The following is a 17,875-nucleotide window of genomic DNA, read 5'->3' on the forward strand; positions in this document are numbered from 1 at the left end:
CCATTCATGTCCATTCCGCTTCGTCAGGCCGTCGCCGTCGGTGCCTATATCCTGCGGCAGCACCTCAAGGGCAACAAGCGCTACCCGCTTGTCCTGATGCTGGAGCCGCTGTTTCGCTGCAATCTGGCCTGCGCCGGTTGCGGCAAGATCGACTACCCGACCGAGATCCTCAATCGCCGCCTGTCGAAGGCGGAGTGCATCGAGGCTGTGGAGGAGTGCGGGGCGCCCGTCGTGGTCCTCGCCGGCGGCGAGCCGCTGATCCACAAGGAATTGCCGCAGATCGTCGAGGAGCTCGTCGCCCGGCGCAAGACGACCATCGTCTGCACCAACGCGCTGCTGCTGCCGAAGAAGATCGACGAGTACAAGCCCAACCCCTATTTCACCTGGTCGATCCACCTCGACGGCGACCGCGAGATGCACGACGCCTCGGTCTGCCAGGAAGGCGTCTACGACAAGGCCGTCGACGCGATCCGCCTTGCCAAGGAAAAGGGCTTCCGCGTCACCATCAACGCGACGATCTTCAACAACGCCGATCCGGCGCGTCTCGCGACCTTCTTCGATGAGGTGTCGGCCCTCGGCCTCGACGGGATCACCGTTTCGCCGGGCTATGCCTATGAGCGGGCGCCCGATCAGGAGCACTTCCTCAACCGCACCAAGACCAAGGAGCTCTTCCGCTCGGTCTTCCGGCGCGGCAATGGCGCGAAGAACTGGAAGTTCAACCAGTCCTCGCTGTTCCTCGACTTCCTGGCCGGCAACCAGACCTATCATTGTACGCCGTGGGGCAACCCGACGCGGACGATCTTCGGCTGGCAAAAGCCCTGCTATCTCCTCGGCGAAGGCTACGCGAAGACCTTCACGGAGCTGATGGAGACGACGGACTGGGATTCCTACGGCACCGGCAACTACGAAAAGTGCGCCGACTGCATGGTCCATTCCGGTTTCGAGGCGAGCGCCGTCGAGGACGCCGTGCGCCGGCCGTGGAAGTCCGCCGCCGTGGCGCTCCGCGGTGTCCGCACCGAAGGACCGATGACGCCGGATATCCCGCTCGATCAGCAGCGCCCGGCCGAATACGTCTTCTCCGCGAATGTCGAGCAGCGTCTGTCGGAGATGCGCACGCAGAACGCCGAGAACGCCAAGAAGGCGTCAGCCAATCGCGAGAAGGCCAAGGCCCGCGCCAAGGAGAGTGCTGACGCGGCGTAGCGTCCGCATCGCCCGCGCCGTACCCCAGGCCGTCGCCGGAAGGGTGGCGAGCTGACCGGGACGGCGCGCGATCTCACTCACGATCGCCGGAAGATCGAGCCGTCCGTTCGCGCCCACCGCATGGATCGCGAGCGGCGGGAGCGGCTGATCGACGGGATCGCACACCGCCCGCAAGGTGACGAAGGGAAGGCCGTGCGCCTCGGCAAAGCGCGCGGCGAGGTGGGATTCGGTATCGACCGCGATCGCCCCGTGTGCCGCCGCGAGGGCGCGCTTCTCGGCCGGAGTGAGGACGGGCGCGTCAATCGCGACGATCGATCCGCGATGGACCATGAGCCGCGGGGAGAGGGACGCTGCGAGCCGAGCGCCGACCGGATGGCAATCGAAGCTCTCGCGGCCGACGATCCGCTCGGCGATGACGAGATCGCCAGGCCGGACGCCGGCGGCGAGCCCCCCCGCAAGGCCGAAGCTCACGACCGCAGAGATCGAGGCCGGGTCGACCGCGGCAAGCCGCGCGCCGAGCGCGTGCGGCGGCGCGGCGAGGGTGGAGACACCGGCTCGCGCCGCGATCCGTGCCTCGCCCGCGATGCCGCAAACGGCGAGGACCGCGCGCGCGGCCATCACATCCCGACCGAAACGGTCCGGCTGTTGCCGCGCATCAGGTTGCGATAGCGTGCCATCGCCCAGAGCGGGAAGAACTTCGAGTAGCCGTGATAGCGAAGGTAGAACACGCGCGGGAAGCCGACGGCGGTGAAGATATGCTCGTCCCAGAGCCCCTCATCGTTCTGCGTCTCGGCGAGATAGGCAACCCCGCGCGCGACCGCGGGGTGATCGGCCCGTCCCGCAGCCATCAGGCCGAGCAGCGCCCAGGCGGTCTGTGATGCCGTCGAGGAGGCCGGCTCGTGGCCGTCATAGCCGAGCTTGTAGCTCTCGCCGTCCTCGCCCCAGCCGCCGTCCGCGTTCTGGATCTCGATCAGCCATTCCGCCCCTCGCTTGATCGGCGCAGAATCCGGGCCGAAGTCGGCGGCGTTGAGCGCGCACAAAGCCGACCATGTGCCGTAAATATAGTTCGTCCCCCAGCGGCCGAACCAGCTTCCGTCCGCCCGCTGTTCGGCGAGGAGATTGTCGACGGCCGCCTTCAAGCGGGCGCTCGTGTCGACCCGCTCGCCGAGCTGGGCGAACAGCGAGATGCACCGCGCCGTAACGTCCGCGGTCGGCGGATCGAGCAGGGCGCCGTGATCGGAAAAGGGGATGTAGTTCAGATAGTCGTAGAAATTGTCGGCATCGAACGCGGCGAAGCCGCCATTCTTGCTCTGTAGCCCGCCGATCCATTCCGCCGCGCGGGAGATCGGCTCCTCGAAGCGGTCGCGCTCGCCCGTACGCGCCGCCGCGCGATCCATCGCCATCGCGACCACGGCGGTGTCGTCGAGATCGGGATAGTCCGGGTTGTCGTACTGGAAGGCCCAGCCGCCGGGACGCACCTCGGGCCGGCTCACCTGCCAGTCGCCTTTGTGCTCGAGCACCTGGCGGGGGATCAGCCAGTCGAGCGCGGCGCGGGCCTGTTCCTCCTGATCGTCGCCGCCGACCTCGAGGAGGGCGTGCGCCGTCAGCGCCGTGTCCCACACCGGCGAGAGGCACGGCTGGCAATAGGCTTCGTCCTCCCGCACGACGAGAAGATCGTCGATCGCCTGCCGTGCGGTCACGACGCGCGGATCGTCGTCCGGCACGCCGAGCGCGTCGTACATGAGGACGGCGTTCACCATCGCCGGGAAGATCGCGCCGAGGCCGGAAAGGCCGTTGAGGCGCGCATCGACGAACTCGACAGCCTGCTTGATCGCCTTCTCGCGATTCGCTTTCGGAAAGCGCGGCTCGACGACTTTGAGGATCCGGTCGATCTCGCCGAAAATCTGCGACCAGGGAGCGACCTGGTGCGGCCCCTTCGGCCAGGTCTTCACCTTCTCCGGGGCGATGTGGAAGAGTTCGCGGATATGCCGGTCGCGCGGGTTGCGGGCCTTCGGTCGGAGCGCCTGGAGGACGAGGAGCGGCACGAGAACCGTCCGCGCCCAATAGGACATTTTCGACAGGTGCACCGGGAACCAGCGCGGCATCAGCATCAGCTCGACGGGCATGTTCGGCACGCCGCGCCAAGGGATCTCGCCATAAAGGGCGAGGAGAATGCGGGTGAAGACGTTGGCGTTCGCCGCACCGCCATGGGCGAGGATCGCCTCGCGCGCGCGCACCATGTGCGGCGCGTCGACCGGATCGCCGATCATCTTCAGCGCGAAATAGGCCTTCACGCTGGCGCTGATATCGAAGCGGCCGTCGGCGAAGAGCGGCCATCCGCCGTGCCCGCCCTGAATGCGTCGCAGATAGTTGCCGATCTTGGCCTCGATCTCGGGATTCTCGAGCCCGAGAAAATGGAGATAGAGGACATATTCCGACGGGATCGTCGCATCCGCTTCGAGCTCGAAACAGAAGTGGCCATCGTCCTGCTGCCAGCGCGTCAGACTGCGGCTCGCGCGCTCGATCGCATCGGAGAGCGCGTCGGCGGCCGGGCCGTCGGGATGGGCGGCGAGAGCGAGGTCTTCGGTGTCGGTGCGCTGTGGCATGGGCTCCGCAATCGTCCTTGATATCGTCACGTGGCGCGGCGAGCGAAGTCCGCCGCGCGTTCGCCTGAACGGATCGCGCCTTCGATCGTCGCGGGCAGACCCGTTGCCGTCCAGTCCCCCGCGAGGAAAAGGTTCTGCAACGGCGTTGATGTGTGGGGTCGCCGGGCCTCTTCTGCGGGGGTCGCGGCGATGGTGGCTCGCCGTTCGCGCACGATCTGCCAGCGGGGCATGTCGTCGGAACGGCCGATGATTGAGGCAACCTCATGCCAGATTTGGCGCGCGATGTCCTCTCGCGGTGCGTCCATCAGCCGGTCGGCTGCGCTGACCGTGACGGATAGACGCCCCCGGTAGCGGAACAACCACTCCGAGATACCGCCGACAAGACCGATAAGTGTCGCGCTATCGGGGGTAGCTTCCTCATCGTCCACAAAGTGGACGTTGAGGATCGCACGATGCGCGAGCGGCACCGTGATGTCGGGGACCATCGCGCCCGCGACGCGCGGCGGCACGGCGAGAATGACCCGGTCGCCCGGCCCGAGCGGCACCCTCTCACCGGCGAAGACGAGCGCGCTCGCGCGGCCGCTCTCCCGTTCGAGCGCCTTGAGGGATGCGCCGAAGCGGATCGGAACGCCCGCCGCCGACAGCGTGGCGAGCGCCGGGTCGACCAGTGCGGCGCTGAGCCCGCCGGAGGCGATCACCGGCCGGCAGGCGGCCCCGCCTTTGCCGAAGGTCTCCCGGATGAGGCGGGCGGCGAGACGGGCGGAGGCCTCGCGCGGATCGGTGTTCAGCGCGGCCACCAGGATCGGATGCCAGAGGCGTTCATAAAGCGCGCCGTCCGTCGCCATTCGATCGCTGACTGTCGCGTCGGGGCCGGCGAAGAAGAGGCGGGCCGGGCCGAGATAGTCGGCCGGCCGCGTGCCGGGGACGCGGCGTGAGCCGTCGAAGATCCACCAGGGCGTGCGGCCCATTCCGGGCCGCAGCGTCCAGCGGGCGCCGGTCGACAGGTCGGCGAAGGGGAAGCTGCAATCGGGCGCGATCTCGAGCGCGGCGTCACCCCCGATCCGGCGGGCATAGGCGAGCGCCGACGTGTTGGCCGACAGGAGGAGGTGGTTGCCGTTGTCGATCACCATCCCGAGCGTCTGGTCGTGATAGGAGCGGCAACGCCCGCCGGCCTGGGGCGAGGATTCGTAGAGCCGCACGGCAACCCCGGCGTCGGCGAGCGAGAGGGCGGCGGCGAGGCCGGAGAGCCCCGCACCGATCACATGAACCGTGCCCGTCATCAGATGAAGGCGTAGCGCAGCATGGCAAGGGCCAAGGCCGCCTTGCTCTTCGAGACCCGCGTGCGCGGCGGCTGCCAGCCGGCGGCGACCATCTTGACGAGCATCGGCCGATAGGCGGCCGCCATCAGGCGGGGCGCCCGCACCGCACGGCGCGGCGCGGCGTCCATGATCCGCGCCGCTTCGTCGAAATGGTGGGCGGCGTCGTGGGCAAGGCTCGTGCAGGCGGCCGTGAGCTGTGGGGCGGCGAGGACCGCCTCGATGCGCATGTCGGTGATGCCCGCGGCGCGAAGGCTCTCTTGCGGAAGGTAGAGGCGGCCGCGCTCGGCGTCCTCGTCGAGATCGCGCAGGATATTGGTGAGCTGGAGGGCGCTGCCGAGATGGCGGGAGAGGTCGATCCCCGCGGCCTCGGACAGTCCGAACACGCGCACCGAGAGCCGGCCCGGCGCCGAGGCCACGCGATCGATATAGAGATCGAGCGTGGCACGGTCGGGCGTCACGATGTCGGCATCGACGTCCATTGCCATGCCGTCGATGATGGCGTCGAAGTCGGTGCGGCGGAGGTCGAAGCGGCCGATCGCGTCGCCGATCGGCTCGAGCCCCGGCGGGACGCGTCCGGCATAGAGTGCCTCGATCGCGCCGCGCCACGCGTCGAGGTCCGCATGTCGGCCCGCCCGCGGCCGGTCGCAGTCGGCGATATCGTCGACGGCGCGGCAAAAGGCGTAGATCGCGTACATCGCCCGCCGCTCGTCCGGCGGCAGAAGTCGCATCGCGAGATAGAACGAGCTCTTTTTCGGCGCCGGTGCGACCGTGGGCGTTCCCGTGCCGGGCCGCTCGACCGTTGCCGCCTCCGCTGCCATCACCGTCTCCCGATCAACTTTGCCGCGGTTCCGCCGACGCTTTCGCGGAGAATCGCACCGATTGCTCCCGCCGCCATCGCCGTTCGCGACAGATGCACACGCTCGCTGAGCGGGTCGTACCGCAAGAGTCGCGCCACGATGCGCTCAGCAAGGCCGTGTATTACGGCAATTTCCATACGGAGCCGTGAATCTTTGACCGATGGAGCAAGTTTCGCCGATTCGCTCAACAACCGGTCAGCGGTTCGCGTGACCTCCCGCAACGCCTCGCCGAGCGCCGGAGAGGCGGCGGATGCGCCGAGATCGGCGACACTTGCCCCGTGGCGGGTGAGAATGTCGTCCGGCATATAGACGCGGTCGATCTCGCGATAATCCTTCCCGCAGTCCTGGACGTGGTTGATGATCTGGAGCGCGGCGCAGAGGGCATCGGATGCCGGCCACGTCGCCGCCCTGTCCTCGCCGTGCACGTCGAGCACATAGCGCCCGACGGGCATCGCCGAGAGGGCGCAATAGGCCATCAGCTCGTCCATCGAGGCATAGCGGGTCTTGCCGACGTCCTGGCGGAAGGCGCCGAGAAGGTCGGTCGCGTGGCGGGCGTCCATACCGCGTTCACCGAGCACGCGGCGCAGCGGGAGCGCATCGGCGAGTTCGTCCTCGCCGCGCAGCGTCGCCTCGAGGCGGTCGAGGATCGCGAGCTTCTCGGCGGGCGCGAGCGCCGGGTGATCGGCGGCATCGTCGGCCGCGCGGGCGAAGCGATAATAGGCCATCACCGCCGGACGGTGCCGCTTGGTGATCAGAGCCGAGGCGACGGGGAAATTCTCGTCGGTGTGACCCTTGCCGGAGCCCCATTCGGTCGTGCTCATGCCTCGTGCGTCTCGCCGGTCGCGGCCTGGACGCGGCCTTTCCAGGCTCCGCCGCGGCCCATGGCGTGGAGGACGGCCGATTGGACCGTGAACACGCCGTAAAGAGCGGCGACCCCCGGCAGCGCGAGCCCCCGCCACGCTCCGACGCCATAAAAGCGGGCGATCGGGACAAAGGAGAGCGCCATCGCCGCCCAAGCGATGATCCCCGCGAGCCGCGCCGGTCCGTCGCCGACGAGGGCGGCGACAGGCGGAACGAGGAAGACCAGCGAGAGGCCGAGGATCGCGATCAGGAGGCGCAGCGGGCTATGGCGCAGCTCCGTATAGGCGGAGCGCACCACCATCGCCTGAATGTCCTTGAAAGCCGGATAGGCGCGCACCGAGTGGACCGCGTTCGTGAGGCCGAGCCAGACCGGTCCGGCCTTCTTCATGAGGGTGCCCATCGCGACATCGTCGATCAGCGAGCCGCGGATCGCATCGAGCCCGCCCATCGCGTCGAGCGCCTTGCGATCGACCAGCATCGCGCCGCCGGCGGCGGCCGCCGTGCGCCGTCCGGGATCGGCGACCCAGCGGAAGGGATAGAGCATCCTGAAAAAGTAGACGAAGGCCGGGATGAGCCACCGCTCGGCCGCACTCTCGGCCCGCAGCTTGACCATCAACGAGGCGAGCACCGTGCCCCGCTGGTCGGCCTCCGCTTCGAGGCGGGCGAGTGCGCCGGGGCCATAGGCGATGTCGGCGTCGGTGAAGAGGATGCGCTCGGCGCTCTCGCCGGTGGCGCGGGCATGATCGAGGCCGGATTGCATCGCGCCGAGCTTGCCGGTCCAACCCTTGCGCAGCGGCGCGGCCTCGATCACCGTGAGGCGGTCGGCGGCGCCGCATTCGGCCGCGAGGCGCCGCGCGAGGGCGCCGGTGCCATCGCTCGAATGATCGTCGACGAGGAGAACGCGAAAGGGGCCGCTCGTCGTCTGGGTGAGAAGGGCGGGCAAGGTGGTCGGCAAGACATCGGCCTCGTTGCGGGCGGGAACGATGGCGAGGATCGCACGGCGCTCCGCTCCGGGTGCAGATCCTTTGCCTTCGAGCAACTCTCCATCCACACGCCAAAAGCCGCCCCGCGCGAAGAGGAGCACGCCCCATACGCAAAGGGCGAGGATCGCGCACACCATCATCGCAGCATTCCCATCCGTTCGAACCAGGCAAGCGCATCGGTGATACCGTCTTGCCAGGGGCGTGCGCGATAGTGGAGCCGCTCTCGGGCCTTTGCATCGGTGTAAAACATCGGCCGGCGTGCCATTCGGAGCGCGTCGAACGAGACGAACGGCGTCCGCCCGGTGACACGCGCCATCGCCTCCGCGACCGCCGCCACCGGGACGATGGCCCCCACCGGCAGGCGGACCGAGGGCGCGCGCCGCCCGGTCTGCCGCGCGATCTCGGCGAGCATCTCCGCCAGCGGCACATTGTGGCCGCCGAGAATATAGCGCTCGCCGATCCGGCCATGCCGCGCCGCGAGCACGTGCCCCTGTGCGACATCGTCGACATGGGCGAGATTGAGCCCGGTGTCGACGAAGGCGGGAATACCTCCTGTCGCGGCCTGGACGATGATGCGCCCGGTGGGCGTCGGCTTGATGTCCCGCGGCCCGATCGGCGTCGACGGGTTGACGATCACGACGGGCAGACCGTCGCGCGCCATGTCGCTCGCCACATGCTCGGCCATCGTCTTCGAGCGCTTATAATGGCCGACGACCGCTTGCACATTCTGCGTCGCGTCCTCGTCGGACGGGGTCGCAGCCGTGCCGGGCACGAGGGTCGCGACGCTCGACGTGTAGACGATGCGCCCCACCTTCGCCGCTCGTGCGGCCGACAAAATGGCTCGCGTGCCGTCGACATTCGCTTGGTAGAGTTCGGATGGATCGCGGGCCCAGAGCCGATAATCGGCGGCCGCGTGGACGAGGATCCCGATCCCGTCGAAGATCCGTTCCAACGACGCCGCGTCCCGCAGATCGCCGACGAAGATGTCCCGCTCGTCGAGATCGACCGTGGTGCGCGGGCTGGTGGCGCGCACGAGCGCCTTGACCGGGTGGCCCTCCCGGCGGAAGGCCCGCACCAGCGCGGAGCCGAGAAAGCCGGAGGCGCCGGTGATCAGCACCGGCGGCGGCGACGCGGTGGCCGGCCGCGTGTCGGGCGCGCCGATCGGCGTCTCATGGGTCGCCATCTCGTGGCTCATCGCAGCGGACCTCGCCCGAATGGGACACCGTGACGTTCGCCTTGTCCGGTCCCGTTCGGCGGCGCCGTCACGCCTCCGGCCATCGGCGGCGGGCGGGAGCGCGATCGGCGCGTCGAAGTCTTCCGCATTCGTTTCCTCGTCACGCCGCGCCGACCCGTCAGGTCGAATACTGAAATGCCTGAGCGGCCTCAATATAATGGCTCATGCGTCAAGTTGGACGGCGGTTCAAAAGCGAAAAGAATTGATGATGACGCGCGGTTTCGTGATCGACCATCCGGGAGACGAACACCTTCGCCGCATCCGTGACGAACGCGAACCCGATCGAGTAGCCCCAGACGATCGCAACATCTGTCCAACTGATCGGCGTCATCAGCCCCATGGGATAGACGACGAGAAGGGTCGCGAGCACCTTGGTCACGATCGCGGACCACAGCACCGCCGCCGACGGCCATGGCGGGGCGATGAACCAACTCCGCGAGCGTGAGACGAACAACGCCAGATGCCCCGCGACCGCGAGCTTCAGGAACACGTAAGTCTGGATCTGATCGATCGTCAGGTGAAGCACGTCGCGGGCGAAATAGAGCATCCCGAAGCTGCCGATCGTGCCGACGATGCCCATCGTGCTCGACACGACGAGGACGCGGTGCATGTCCCAGCGGACCGGCTTGGCGGCGACGCGCGTGTTGTCATAGGCGATCGCCATGATCGGCACGTCGTTGAAGAAGGCGAGGAGAATGATCATCACCGCGGTGATCGGATAAAACCCAAACACGATCATCGCGAGGACGACGAAGATCATCGTGCGGATGGTCTCGTTGATCCGGTAGATCGCGTAGGAGTTCATCCGCTCGAAGATGCGCCGCGATTCCTCGATGGCGTTGATGATGGTGGAGAGGCCCGGCTTGGTGAGGACGAGGTCGGCCGCCGCCCGTGCCGCATCCGTCGCGCCGCTGACGGCGATGCCGACATCGGCCTGCTTGATCGCCGGCGCGTCGTTCACCCCGTCCCCCGTCATGCCGACAATGTGGCCCTTCGCCTGAAGCGCCTTCACGATCTCGTATTTGTGCTGCGGGAAGACGCGGGCGAAACCGTCGGCCCGTTCCACCTCGCGCGCGACATCGCCGGTCAAGTCGCTCCCGTCATTGCCGAAGATCGCCGCGGCCGGCCGTATGTTGCCGCCGAGCCCGAGTGATTGGGAGACCTCGCGCGCAATCGCGACATCATCGCCCGTCACCATCTTCACGTCGACACCATGGGCCTCGGCGTTGCGGATCGTCTCCGCCGAATCAGCCCGTGGCGGGTCGAACAGCGGCAGGAGGCCGAGAAAGCTCCAATGGGTGCCGTCGGTGGAGCGGGCGACGCCGAGCGTGCGATATCCCTTGGCCGCGAATTCGTCGACGACGCCCTGCGCCGCGGCGAGCGTGGCGCCGGACACATTGGCGAGGTCGAAGATCACTTGCGGCGCGCCCTTGCTGACGTGAAGCGTCGTCCCGTCCGGTGCCGTGAGCTGCGCTTCGGTCCGTTTCCGCACCGGGTCGAACGGCACGAAATTCGTCTGACGATAGGCGCCGACGGCCGCCGGATCGGACAGCCCCGCGATGACGGCAAGGTCGATCGCGTCGCCATCCTCGGCCTTCGAGGCGAGCGCCGCCATCAAGATGACCTCGCCGGCATCCCTCGCGCCGAAGAGGGCGGCGGGGCCGAGCGTCAGGCTGTTTTGCGTCAGCGTCCCCGTCTTGTCGGAACAGAGAATGTCGATCCCCGCCATCTCCTCGATCGACTGGAGGCGGGAGACGATCGCCTTCTCCCGGGCGAGCGCCATCGCGCCCACCGCCATCGTCATCGACAGGACGGCGGGCATCGCGACCGGGATCGCGGCAACGGTGAGGATGAGCGCGAACTGGACGAGCTCGAGCGCCGGTGCGCCACGAAAGAGCTGGACGAGGACCAGCGCCGCGGCGAGGACGACCGAGATGGCGATCAGATAGTCGCCGATCGTCATCACCGCTCTCTGGAAATGGGAGGGCGTGCTCGCTTCGGCGACGAGGGCTGCGGTCTTGCCGAAAAAGGTGTCGGCGCCCGTCGCGGTGACGATCGCGACCATTTCCCCCTGCCGCGCGATGGAGCCCGAATAGGCCGTGTCGCCGACCTTGCGCGAGACGGGAAGCGATTCTCCGGTCAGCGCCGCCTGATCGACCGAGAGATAGTCGCCGTCGGCGAGGCGCACGTCCGCCGGCACGATGTCGCCGAGCCGGATGCGGATGACGTCGCCAGGCACGAGCGCGTCGGCGGCCATCTCCGACCATCGTCCGTCCCGCAGCACGCGGGCTCTCAGCGCGAGGCTCTTCCTGAGGGCGTCGAGCGCGTTGGAGGCTTTGAATTCCTGCCAAAAGCCCACCCCGGCATTGAAGAGGAGGAGCGCGATGATGATCGCGAATTCGCTCCAATGGCGCAGGATGGCCGACAGCAGTGCGGCCACTTCGATCATCCAGGGGATCGGCCCCCAGAAATAGCCGAGGAGTTTGCGGACCGGGCTGACGTGCGTCTCCGCGATCGCATTGCGCCCGCCGCGTGCGAGGCGGGCCTCTGCGTCGCGGGTGGATAGGCCGGTGTCGAGCGGGCCAGGCGGCAAGGCGGATGCTGTCGTGACGCTGTCTTGGGGGTCTGTCTTGCCGACGTCCATGGTCTACTCCACTGCGCGTCGTCGTCCGGTCGGGGGTGCGATGGGAAGTGGCAGCGGCGGGGCGCCGAAGGGCGCGGCGAAGGCCGCAAGGTCGTGCGCGCGAGAGGCACGCGTTTTGGCAGCCGAGGCTACCTTGTGCCCAATGGCGCGGCGGACGGCCAAGCCCGTTCGCCCTTTGCCCGCCTGCCTTGTCGGCCCGTCGCGCCTTGCCGCGTGGCGCGGTGGCCCGCGGCGTAGGGGCGCGAAGTTGGGGCTCGGGTCAGAAGAGGCAGTGTTGGCGGCGGGCATGGCGGGCGTCTGCACCTCTTGGTGCGTGCCGAGGCGCGGTCCGGCGCGTCGGCGCAACGGTTGCTGCCGATGAGATAAGCGAGTGTCCGCCTTCGCGCGGTTTCGGTCAAGCAAGGCCGGGCGGGGGATGATGGGCGCAAACTGCCGGCATCACGCGGAGCGTGTCGGCCGCTGATAGCAAGGGGAGGGGTGTCCGCTGCAGGAATGCATCGATGAAGAGAAGATGTTTGAACGTCCTCGGCAGGCCTGGCAGCGACCTACTCTCCCGCGTCTTGAGACGAAGTACCATTGGCGCTGAGGGGGTTAACGGCCGAGTTCGGAATGGGATCGGGTGGGGACCCCTCGCAAAGGCCACCAGGCCAGCGGAGGACGTTCATGTGTTCTGATGGCCGCGCAATGAGCCTGGCCGTCCGGCCGTGCGGGGCGCCGATGAGGAGCCACGCACACGCTCGTTGCGCTGCGATCAGATCGTGAAACTGGCGGGTTGAACCCGTCCGGCAAAAGCCGGTCTTTCCTCAATCGTATTCGTTTCAGTTCTCGCCACCGCCTCACAACAAGCAGCCCGAAGGCCAGGCTCATTGCAGAGCAATCAGCAGAGAACCGTTCGCCATTGGCGAATGGGCATGAACTAATGAGAGTGATCAAGCCGATCGAGCGATTAGTACTGGTAAGCTACGCATGTCACCACGCTTCCACATCCAGCCTATCAACGTCGTCGTCTACAACGGCTCTCAAGGGAGAACTCGTTTCAAGGTGGGTTTCCCGCTTAGATGCTTTCAGCGGTTATCCCGTCCGTACGTAGCTACCCTGCAATGCGGCTGGCGCCACAACAGGTCCACAAGAGGTACGTCCACCCCGGTCCTCTCGTACTAGGGGCAGATCCTTTCAATTCTCCGACACCCACGGCAGATAGGGACCAAACTGTCTCACGACGTTCTGAACCCAGCTCACGTACCGCTTTAATTGGCGAACAGCCAAACCCTTGGGACCTGCTCCAGCCCCAGGATGCGATGAGCCGACATCGAGGTGCCAAACAACACCGTCGCTATGGACGCTTGGGTGTCATCAGCCTGTTATCCCCGGCGTACCTTTTATCCGTTGAGCGATGGCCCTTCCACTCGGGACCACCGGATCACTATGGCCGTCTTTCGACTCTGCTCGACTTGTCAGTCTCGCAGTCAGGCAGGCTTATGCCATTGCACTCAACGAGCGATTTCCGACCGCTCTGAGCCCACCTTCGCACGCCTCCGTTACTCTTTGGGAGGCGACCGCCCCAGTCAAACTACCCACCATACACTGTCCCGGGCGTAAGCCGCGGTTAGACATCCATGAAAGCAAGGGTGGTATTTCAAGGGTGGCTCCACGCAAGCTGGCGCTCACGCTTCAAAGCCTACCACCTATCCTACACATGCCGCCACGAATGCCAGTGTAAAGCTATAGTAAAGGTGCACGGGGTCTTTCCGTCTGACCGCAGGAACCTCGCATCTTCACGAGGAATTCAATTTCACTGAGTCGATGCTGGAGACAGCGGGGAAGTCGTTACGCCATTCGTGCAGGTCGGAACTTACCCGACAAGGAATTTCGCTACCTTAGGACCGTTATAGTTACGGCCGCCGTTTACCGGGGCTTCAATTCGGAGCTTGCACTCCTCCTTTTAACCTTCCGGCACCGGGCAGGCGTCAGACCCTATACGTCGTCTTGCGACTTCGCAGAGCCCTGTGTTTTTGATAAACAGTCGCTACCCCCTGGTCTGTGCCCCTCGGATCTGCTTGCGCAAACCCAAGGCCTCCTTCTCGCGAACTTACGGAGGCAATTTGCCGAGTTCCTTCAGCATCGTTCTCTCAAGCGCCTTGGTATACTCTACCAGTCCACCTGTGTCGGTTTCGGGTACGGTCTATACGGTGGAGCTATTTCCCGGAACACCTTCGCTGCCAGACCAATCCAATAAGGACTGACAACACACGGCATTCGTCACTACCACCAGGTTGCAGAATATTAACTGCATTCCCATCGACTACGCCTTTCGGCTTCGCCTTAGGGGCCGACTAACCCTGCGCAGATTAACTTTACGCAGGAACCCTTGGACTTTCGGCGAGGGAGTCTCTCACTCCCTTTATCGTTACTCATGTCAGCATTCGCACTTCCGATATCTCCAGGACCTCTCACGAGTATCCCTTCACGGACCTACGGAACGCTCCGCTACCGCTTGTCAAAGACAAGCCCACAGCTTCGGCACGTGGCTTGAGCCCCGTTACATTTTCGGCGCGGAGACCCTTATTTAGACCAGTGAGCTGTTACGCTTTCTTTAAATGATGGCTGCTTCTAAGCCAACATCCTGGTTGTTTTGGGGTCTCTACATCCTTTCACACTTAGCCACGATTTGGGGGCCTTAGCTGGTGATCAGGGTTGTTTCCCTCTCCACGACAGACGTTAGCACCTGCCGTGTGTCTGCTGGATAATTCTCTCGGGTATTCGGAGTTTGGTTAGGATCAGTAAGGCGGTAAGCCCCCATAGCCCATCCAGTGCTCTACCCCCCGAGGAATACGTCCAACGCTCTACCTAAATAGATTTCGCGGAGAACCAGCTATCACCGAGTTTGATTGGCCTTTCACCCCTAGCCACAAGTCATCCGAGAATTTTGCAACATTCAACGGTTCGGTCCTCCAGTTGGTGTTACCCAACCTTCAACCTGCTCATGGCTAGATCACCCGGTTTCGGGTCTAATCCGACGAACTGAACGCCCTGTTCAGACTCGCTTTCGCTACGCCTACACCTACCGGCTTAAGCTTGCTCGTCAGACTAAGTCGCTGACCCATTATACAAAAGGTACGCGGTCAGGCTTGCGCCCTCCCACTGTTTGTAAGCATCCGGTTTCAGGAACTCTTTCACTCCCCTTGTCGGGGTGCTTTTCACCTTTCCCTCACGGTACTGGTTCACTATCGGTCATCGAGGAGTACTTAGCCTTGGAGGGTGGTCCCCCCATCTTCGAACAGGATTTCACGTGTCCCGCCCTACTTGATACGTCAACGTCGGATCCACATACGGGGCTGTCACCCACTATGGCCCACCTTTCCAGATGGTTCTGCTTTCCTAAGTTGCTCGGCTGGTCCGCGTTCGCTCGCCACTACTAGCGGAGTATCGGTTGATTTCCTTTCCTCCGGGTACTGAGATGTTTCACTTCCCCGGGTTCGCTCCCTTTCGGGTACCCTTAACGGGTGGGTTTCCCCATTCGGACATCCATGGATCAAAGTTTGTTCGCAACTCCCCACGGCTTTTCGCAGCGTACCACGTCCTTCATCGCCTCTCGATGCCTAGGCATCCACCAGATGCTCTTAAGGCACTTGATCACTCTCATTATCGATGCCCACCCGAGATCCAATCGGATCAAACGCCCTGCGGAGGCGCGACGTCGTTCAACGTCGAATGGTGCTTCGATAAGGAAAGACCAGTTTCACGAGATCTGTTCGCATCATCCCCAAATGGCCGGTCAGGACCATCGGGGCAGGGGAGGGGTACATGTCTGCAGCTGAGCCACAGGATGTCGGAGATACCCTCCGCCCGTCGCATCGAAACCGATCCGTCGAGGAACGCAACGCTCGCGCGTTTCGTCTCCTCATCGATCCCGATGGGCGAACACATCTTCTCTTCACGATGTCAGTCTGAGCTTGGGCCGCACAAAGTGCTCGAGCCCGGCGCCGCATCCGCGGCGTATCCTGCAAAGCAGGAATTCGGTTCTGTTCCAGAACGGTAAACTTGGTGGAGCCTGTCGGGATCGAACCGACGACCCCCTGCTTGCAAAGCAGGTGCTCTCCCAGCTGAGCTAAGGCCCCTCTGTTTGCGTCGTCGGCGATCAGCCAAAACAAGCCAGACCAGCCAAATCCGTGGTGGGCCTGGATGGACTCGAACCATCGACCTTACGCTTATCAGGCGTACGCTCTAACCACCTGAGCTACAGGCCCCGCCGGCAACGCTCGCATACACAAGATGCGCGCATCACACAACGCTGGTTCGCGCCCAGCCCGTCCTCTCGTCGCCGAGAGGGGAGGGCCGGTCCCAACCGTTCTGTTCAGAAAGAGAAACGAAGGCGGCGTCGTCTCGCCAATGCCTGTGATCCGAAGATCCAGGCGTGTTTCCAAGCGTTCGGGAAAGGCAAGCCTTAATCCCAAACATCCTTAGAAAGGAGGTGATCCAGCCGCAGGTTCCCCTACGGCTACCTTGTTACGACTTCACCCCAGTCGCTGACCCTACCGTGGCTGCCTGCCTCCCTTGCGGGTTAGCACAGCATCTTCGGGTAGAACCAACTCCCATGGTGTGACGGGCGGTGTGTACAAGGCCTGGGAACGTATTCACCGTGGCATGCTGTTCCACGATTACTAGCGATTCCGACTTCATGCCCTCGAGTTGCAGAGGACAATCCGAACTGAGACAGCTTTTTGGGATTCACCCATTGTCACTGCCATTGTAGCACGTGTGTAGCCCAGCCCGTAAGGGCCATGAGGACTTGACGTCATCCCCACCTTCCTCTCGGCTTATCACCGGCAGTCCCTCTAGAGTGCCCAACTGAATGATGGCAACTAGAGGCGAGGGTTGCGCTCGTTGCGGGACTTAACCCAACATCTCACGACACGAGCTGACGACAGCCATGCAGCACCTGTCACCCTGTCCCCGAAGGGAAAACTGGATCTCTCCAGCGAGCAGGGGATGTCAAGAGCTGGTAAGGTTCTGCGCGTTGCTTCGAATTAAACCACATGCTCCACCGCTTGTGCAGGCCCCCGTCAATTCCTTTGAGTTTTAATCTTGCGACCGTACTCCCCAGGCGGATAGCTTAATGCGTTAACTGCGCCACCGAGATGCATGCACCCCGACGGCTAGCTATCATCGTTTACGGCGTGGACTACCAGGGTATCTAATCCTGTTTGCTCCCCACGCTTTCGCACCTCAGCGTCAGTACCGTGCCAGTGAGCCGCCTTCGCCACTGGTGTTCTTCCGAATATCTACGAATTTCACCTCTACACTCGGAGTTCCACTCACCTCTCACGGACTCAAGATCACCAGTATCAGAGGCAATTCCGAGGTTGAGCCCCGGGATTTCACCCCTGACTTAATGATCCGCCTACGCGCGCTTTACGCCCAGTAATTCCGAACAACGCTAGCCCCCTTCGTATTACCGCGGCTGCTGGCACGAAGTTAGCCGGGGCTTCTTTACTAGGTACTGTCATTATCATCCCTAGCGAAAGAGCTTTACAACCCTAAGGCCTTCATCACTCACGCGGCATGGCTGGATCAGGCTTTCGCCCATTGTCCAATATTCCCCACTGCTGCCTCCCGTAGGAGTCTGGGCCGTGTCTCAGTCCCAGTGTGGCTGATCATCCTCTTAGACCAGCTATGGATCGTCGCCTTGGTGAGCCGTTACCTCACCAACTAGCTAATCCAACGCGGGCCCATCCATCGGCAATAAATCTTTCCCCCAAAGGGCGTATCCGGTATTAGCTTCCGTTTCCGGAAGTTATCCCGAACCGATAGGTAGGTTCCCACGCGTTACTCACCCGTCTGCCACTCACCCCGAAGGGTGCGTTCGACTTGCATGTGTTAAGCCTGCCGCCAGCGTTCGTTCTGAGCCAGGATCAAACTCTCAAGTTGAGACAATCTGATCCGGCAAGATCACGTTTGCGACGAACTTCCCATAAAGAGAAGCCCGTTTGACGAGGACACACTCTCCGATATCTCATCGGAGCGGTCCGTCTTGAAAACGTGTCCGCCATTGTCTTGTTGATCCGCTCCAAACCCCGAAAGGTCCGAGCCGCGATCCGCAGAGACAACGCCGCCCACGTTTCTCTTTCTTCATCTATGCGATTGTCAAAGAACCCGAGGCCGAAACCTCGC

9 protein-coding genes, 2 tRNA genes and 3 rRNA genes are annotated in these 17,875 nt (G+C 64.3%); 1 reads left to right on the top strand and 13 read right to left on the bottom strand.

From position 1 onward, the window contains the following. Nucleotides 1–6 precede the first annotated feature (6 nt). Entirely contained in the window at nucleotides 7–1,200 is a 1,194-nt protein-coding gene (gene hpnH / locus L1787_RS20735; RefSeq protein WP_235711008.1) for an adenosyl-hopene transferase HpnH, read from the top strand. Here the strand turns inward: hpnH and L1787_RS20740 are convergent. The 13 genes from L1787_RS20740 to L1787_RS20800 all read right to left on the bottom strand — a co-directional run bounded on the left by L1787_RS20740 (nucleotide 1,144) and on the right by L1787_RS20800 (nucleotide 17,632). Continuing rightward, nucleotides 1,144–1,818, bottom strand: coding sequence for a phosphorylase family protein (locus tag L1787_RS20740; protein ID WP_235711009.1), 675 nt, complete (start codon nucleotides 1,816–1,818; stop codon nucleotides 1,144–1,146). The two genes, hpnH and L1787_RS20740, sit on opposite strands and share 57 nt — an antisense overlap. Beyond that, on the bottom strand, nucleotides 1,818–3,806 hold the full coding sequence (shc, locus tag L1787_RS20745) for a squalene--hopene cyclase (protein ID WP_235711010.1): 1,989 nt from the start codon (nucleotides 3,804–3,806) through the stop codon (nucleotides 1,818–1,820). Before shc ends, L1787_RS20740 begins: the two co-directional genes overlap by 1 nt. 26 nt (nucleotides 3,807–3,832) lie before the next feature. Then, nucleotides 3,833–5,086, bottom strand: a complete 1,254-nt coding sequence (gene hpnE / locus L1787_RS20750; RefSeq protein WP_235711011.1) for a hydroxysqualene dehydroxylase HpnE — start codon at nucleotides 5,084–5,086, stop codon at nucleotides 3,833–3,835. Then, nucleotides 5,086–5,943, bottom strand: coding sequence for a presqualene diphosphate synthase HpnD (hpnD, locus tag L1787_RS20755; protein WP_235711012.1), 858 nt, complete (start codon nucleotides 5,941–5,943; stop codon nucleotides 5,086–5,088). Before hpnD ends, hpnE begins: the two co-directional genes overlap by 1 nt. Continuing rightward, nucleotides 5,943–6,803: a squalene synthase HpnC gene (gene hpnC / locus L1787_RS20760; RefSeq protein WP_235711013.1), complete on the bottom strand. Its 861-nt coding sequence runs from the start codon at nucleotides 6,801–6,803 to the stop codon at nucleotides 5,943–5,945. The genes hpnD and hpnC overlap by 1 nt, the downstream gene beginning before the upstream one ends. After that, the gene (locus L1787_RS20765) at nucleotides 6,800–7,966 is read right to left on the bottom strand and encodes a glycosyltransferase (RefSeq protein ID WP_235711014.1); all 1,167 of its coding nucleotides are present in this window, start codon (nucleotides 7,964–7,966) and stop codon (nucleotides 6,800–6,802) included. Before L1787_RS20765 ends, hpnC begins: the two co-directional genes overlap by 4 nt. Then, on the bottom strand, nucleotides 7,963–9,021 hold the full coding sequence (gene hpnA / locus L1787_RS20770) for a hopanoid-associated sugar epimerase (protein WP_255720668.1): 1,059 nt from the start codon (nucleotides 9,019–9,021) through the stop codon (nucleotides 7,963–7,965). Before hpnA ends, L1787_RS20765 begins: the two co-directional genes overlap by 4 nt. A 208-nt stretch (nucleotides 9,022–9,229) precedes the next feature. Further along, a complete protein-coding gene (locus tag L1787_RS20775; protein WP_235711015.1) occupies nucleotides 9,230–11,704 on the bottom strand; it encodes a plasma-membrane proton-efflux P-type ATPase in 2,475 nt (824 codons plus the stop codon). A 532-nt stretch (nucleotides 11,705–12,236) separates the two neighbouring features. Further along, nucleotides 12,237–12,351: ribosomal RNA gene (gene rrf, locus L1787_RS20780) — 5S ribosomal RNA — on the bottom strand. Between the two features lie 278 nt (nucleotides 12,352–12,629). Continuing rightward, nucleotides 12,630–15,339 (bottom strand): 23S ribosomal RNA (locus tag L1787_RS20785). A gap of 407 nt (nucleotides 15,340–15,746) precedes the next feature. After that, a tRNA-Ala gene (locus tag L1787_RS20790) sits at nucleotides 15,747–15,822 on the bottom strand. A gap of 52 nt (nucleotides 15,823–15,874) precedes the next feature. Further along, nucleotides 15,875–15,951, bottom strand: a tRNA-Ile gene (locus L1787_RS20795). Between the two features lie 217 nt (nucleotides 15,952–16,168). After that, a 16S ribosomal RNA gene (locus L1787_RS20800) occupies nucleotides 16,169–17,632 on the bottom strand. Together the 16S, 23S and 5S rRNA genes with 2 tRNA genes alongside form the textbook arrangement of a ribosomal RNA operon. Nucleotides 17,633–17,875 lie beyond the last annotated feature (243 nt).

The organism is Acuticoccus kalidii (assembly GCF_021556395.1).
In the GTDB taxonomy this organism is placed as follows: Bacteria; Pseudomonadota; Alphaproteobacteria; order Rhizobiales; family Amorphaceae; genus Acuticoccus; species Acuticoccus kalidii.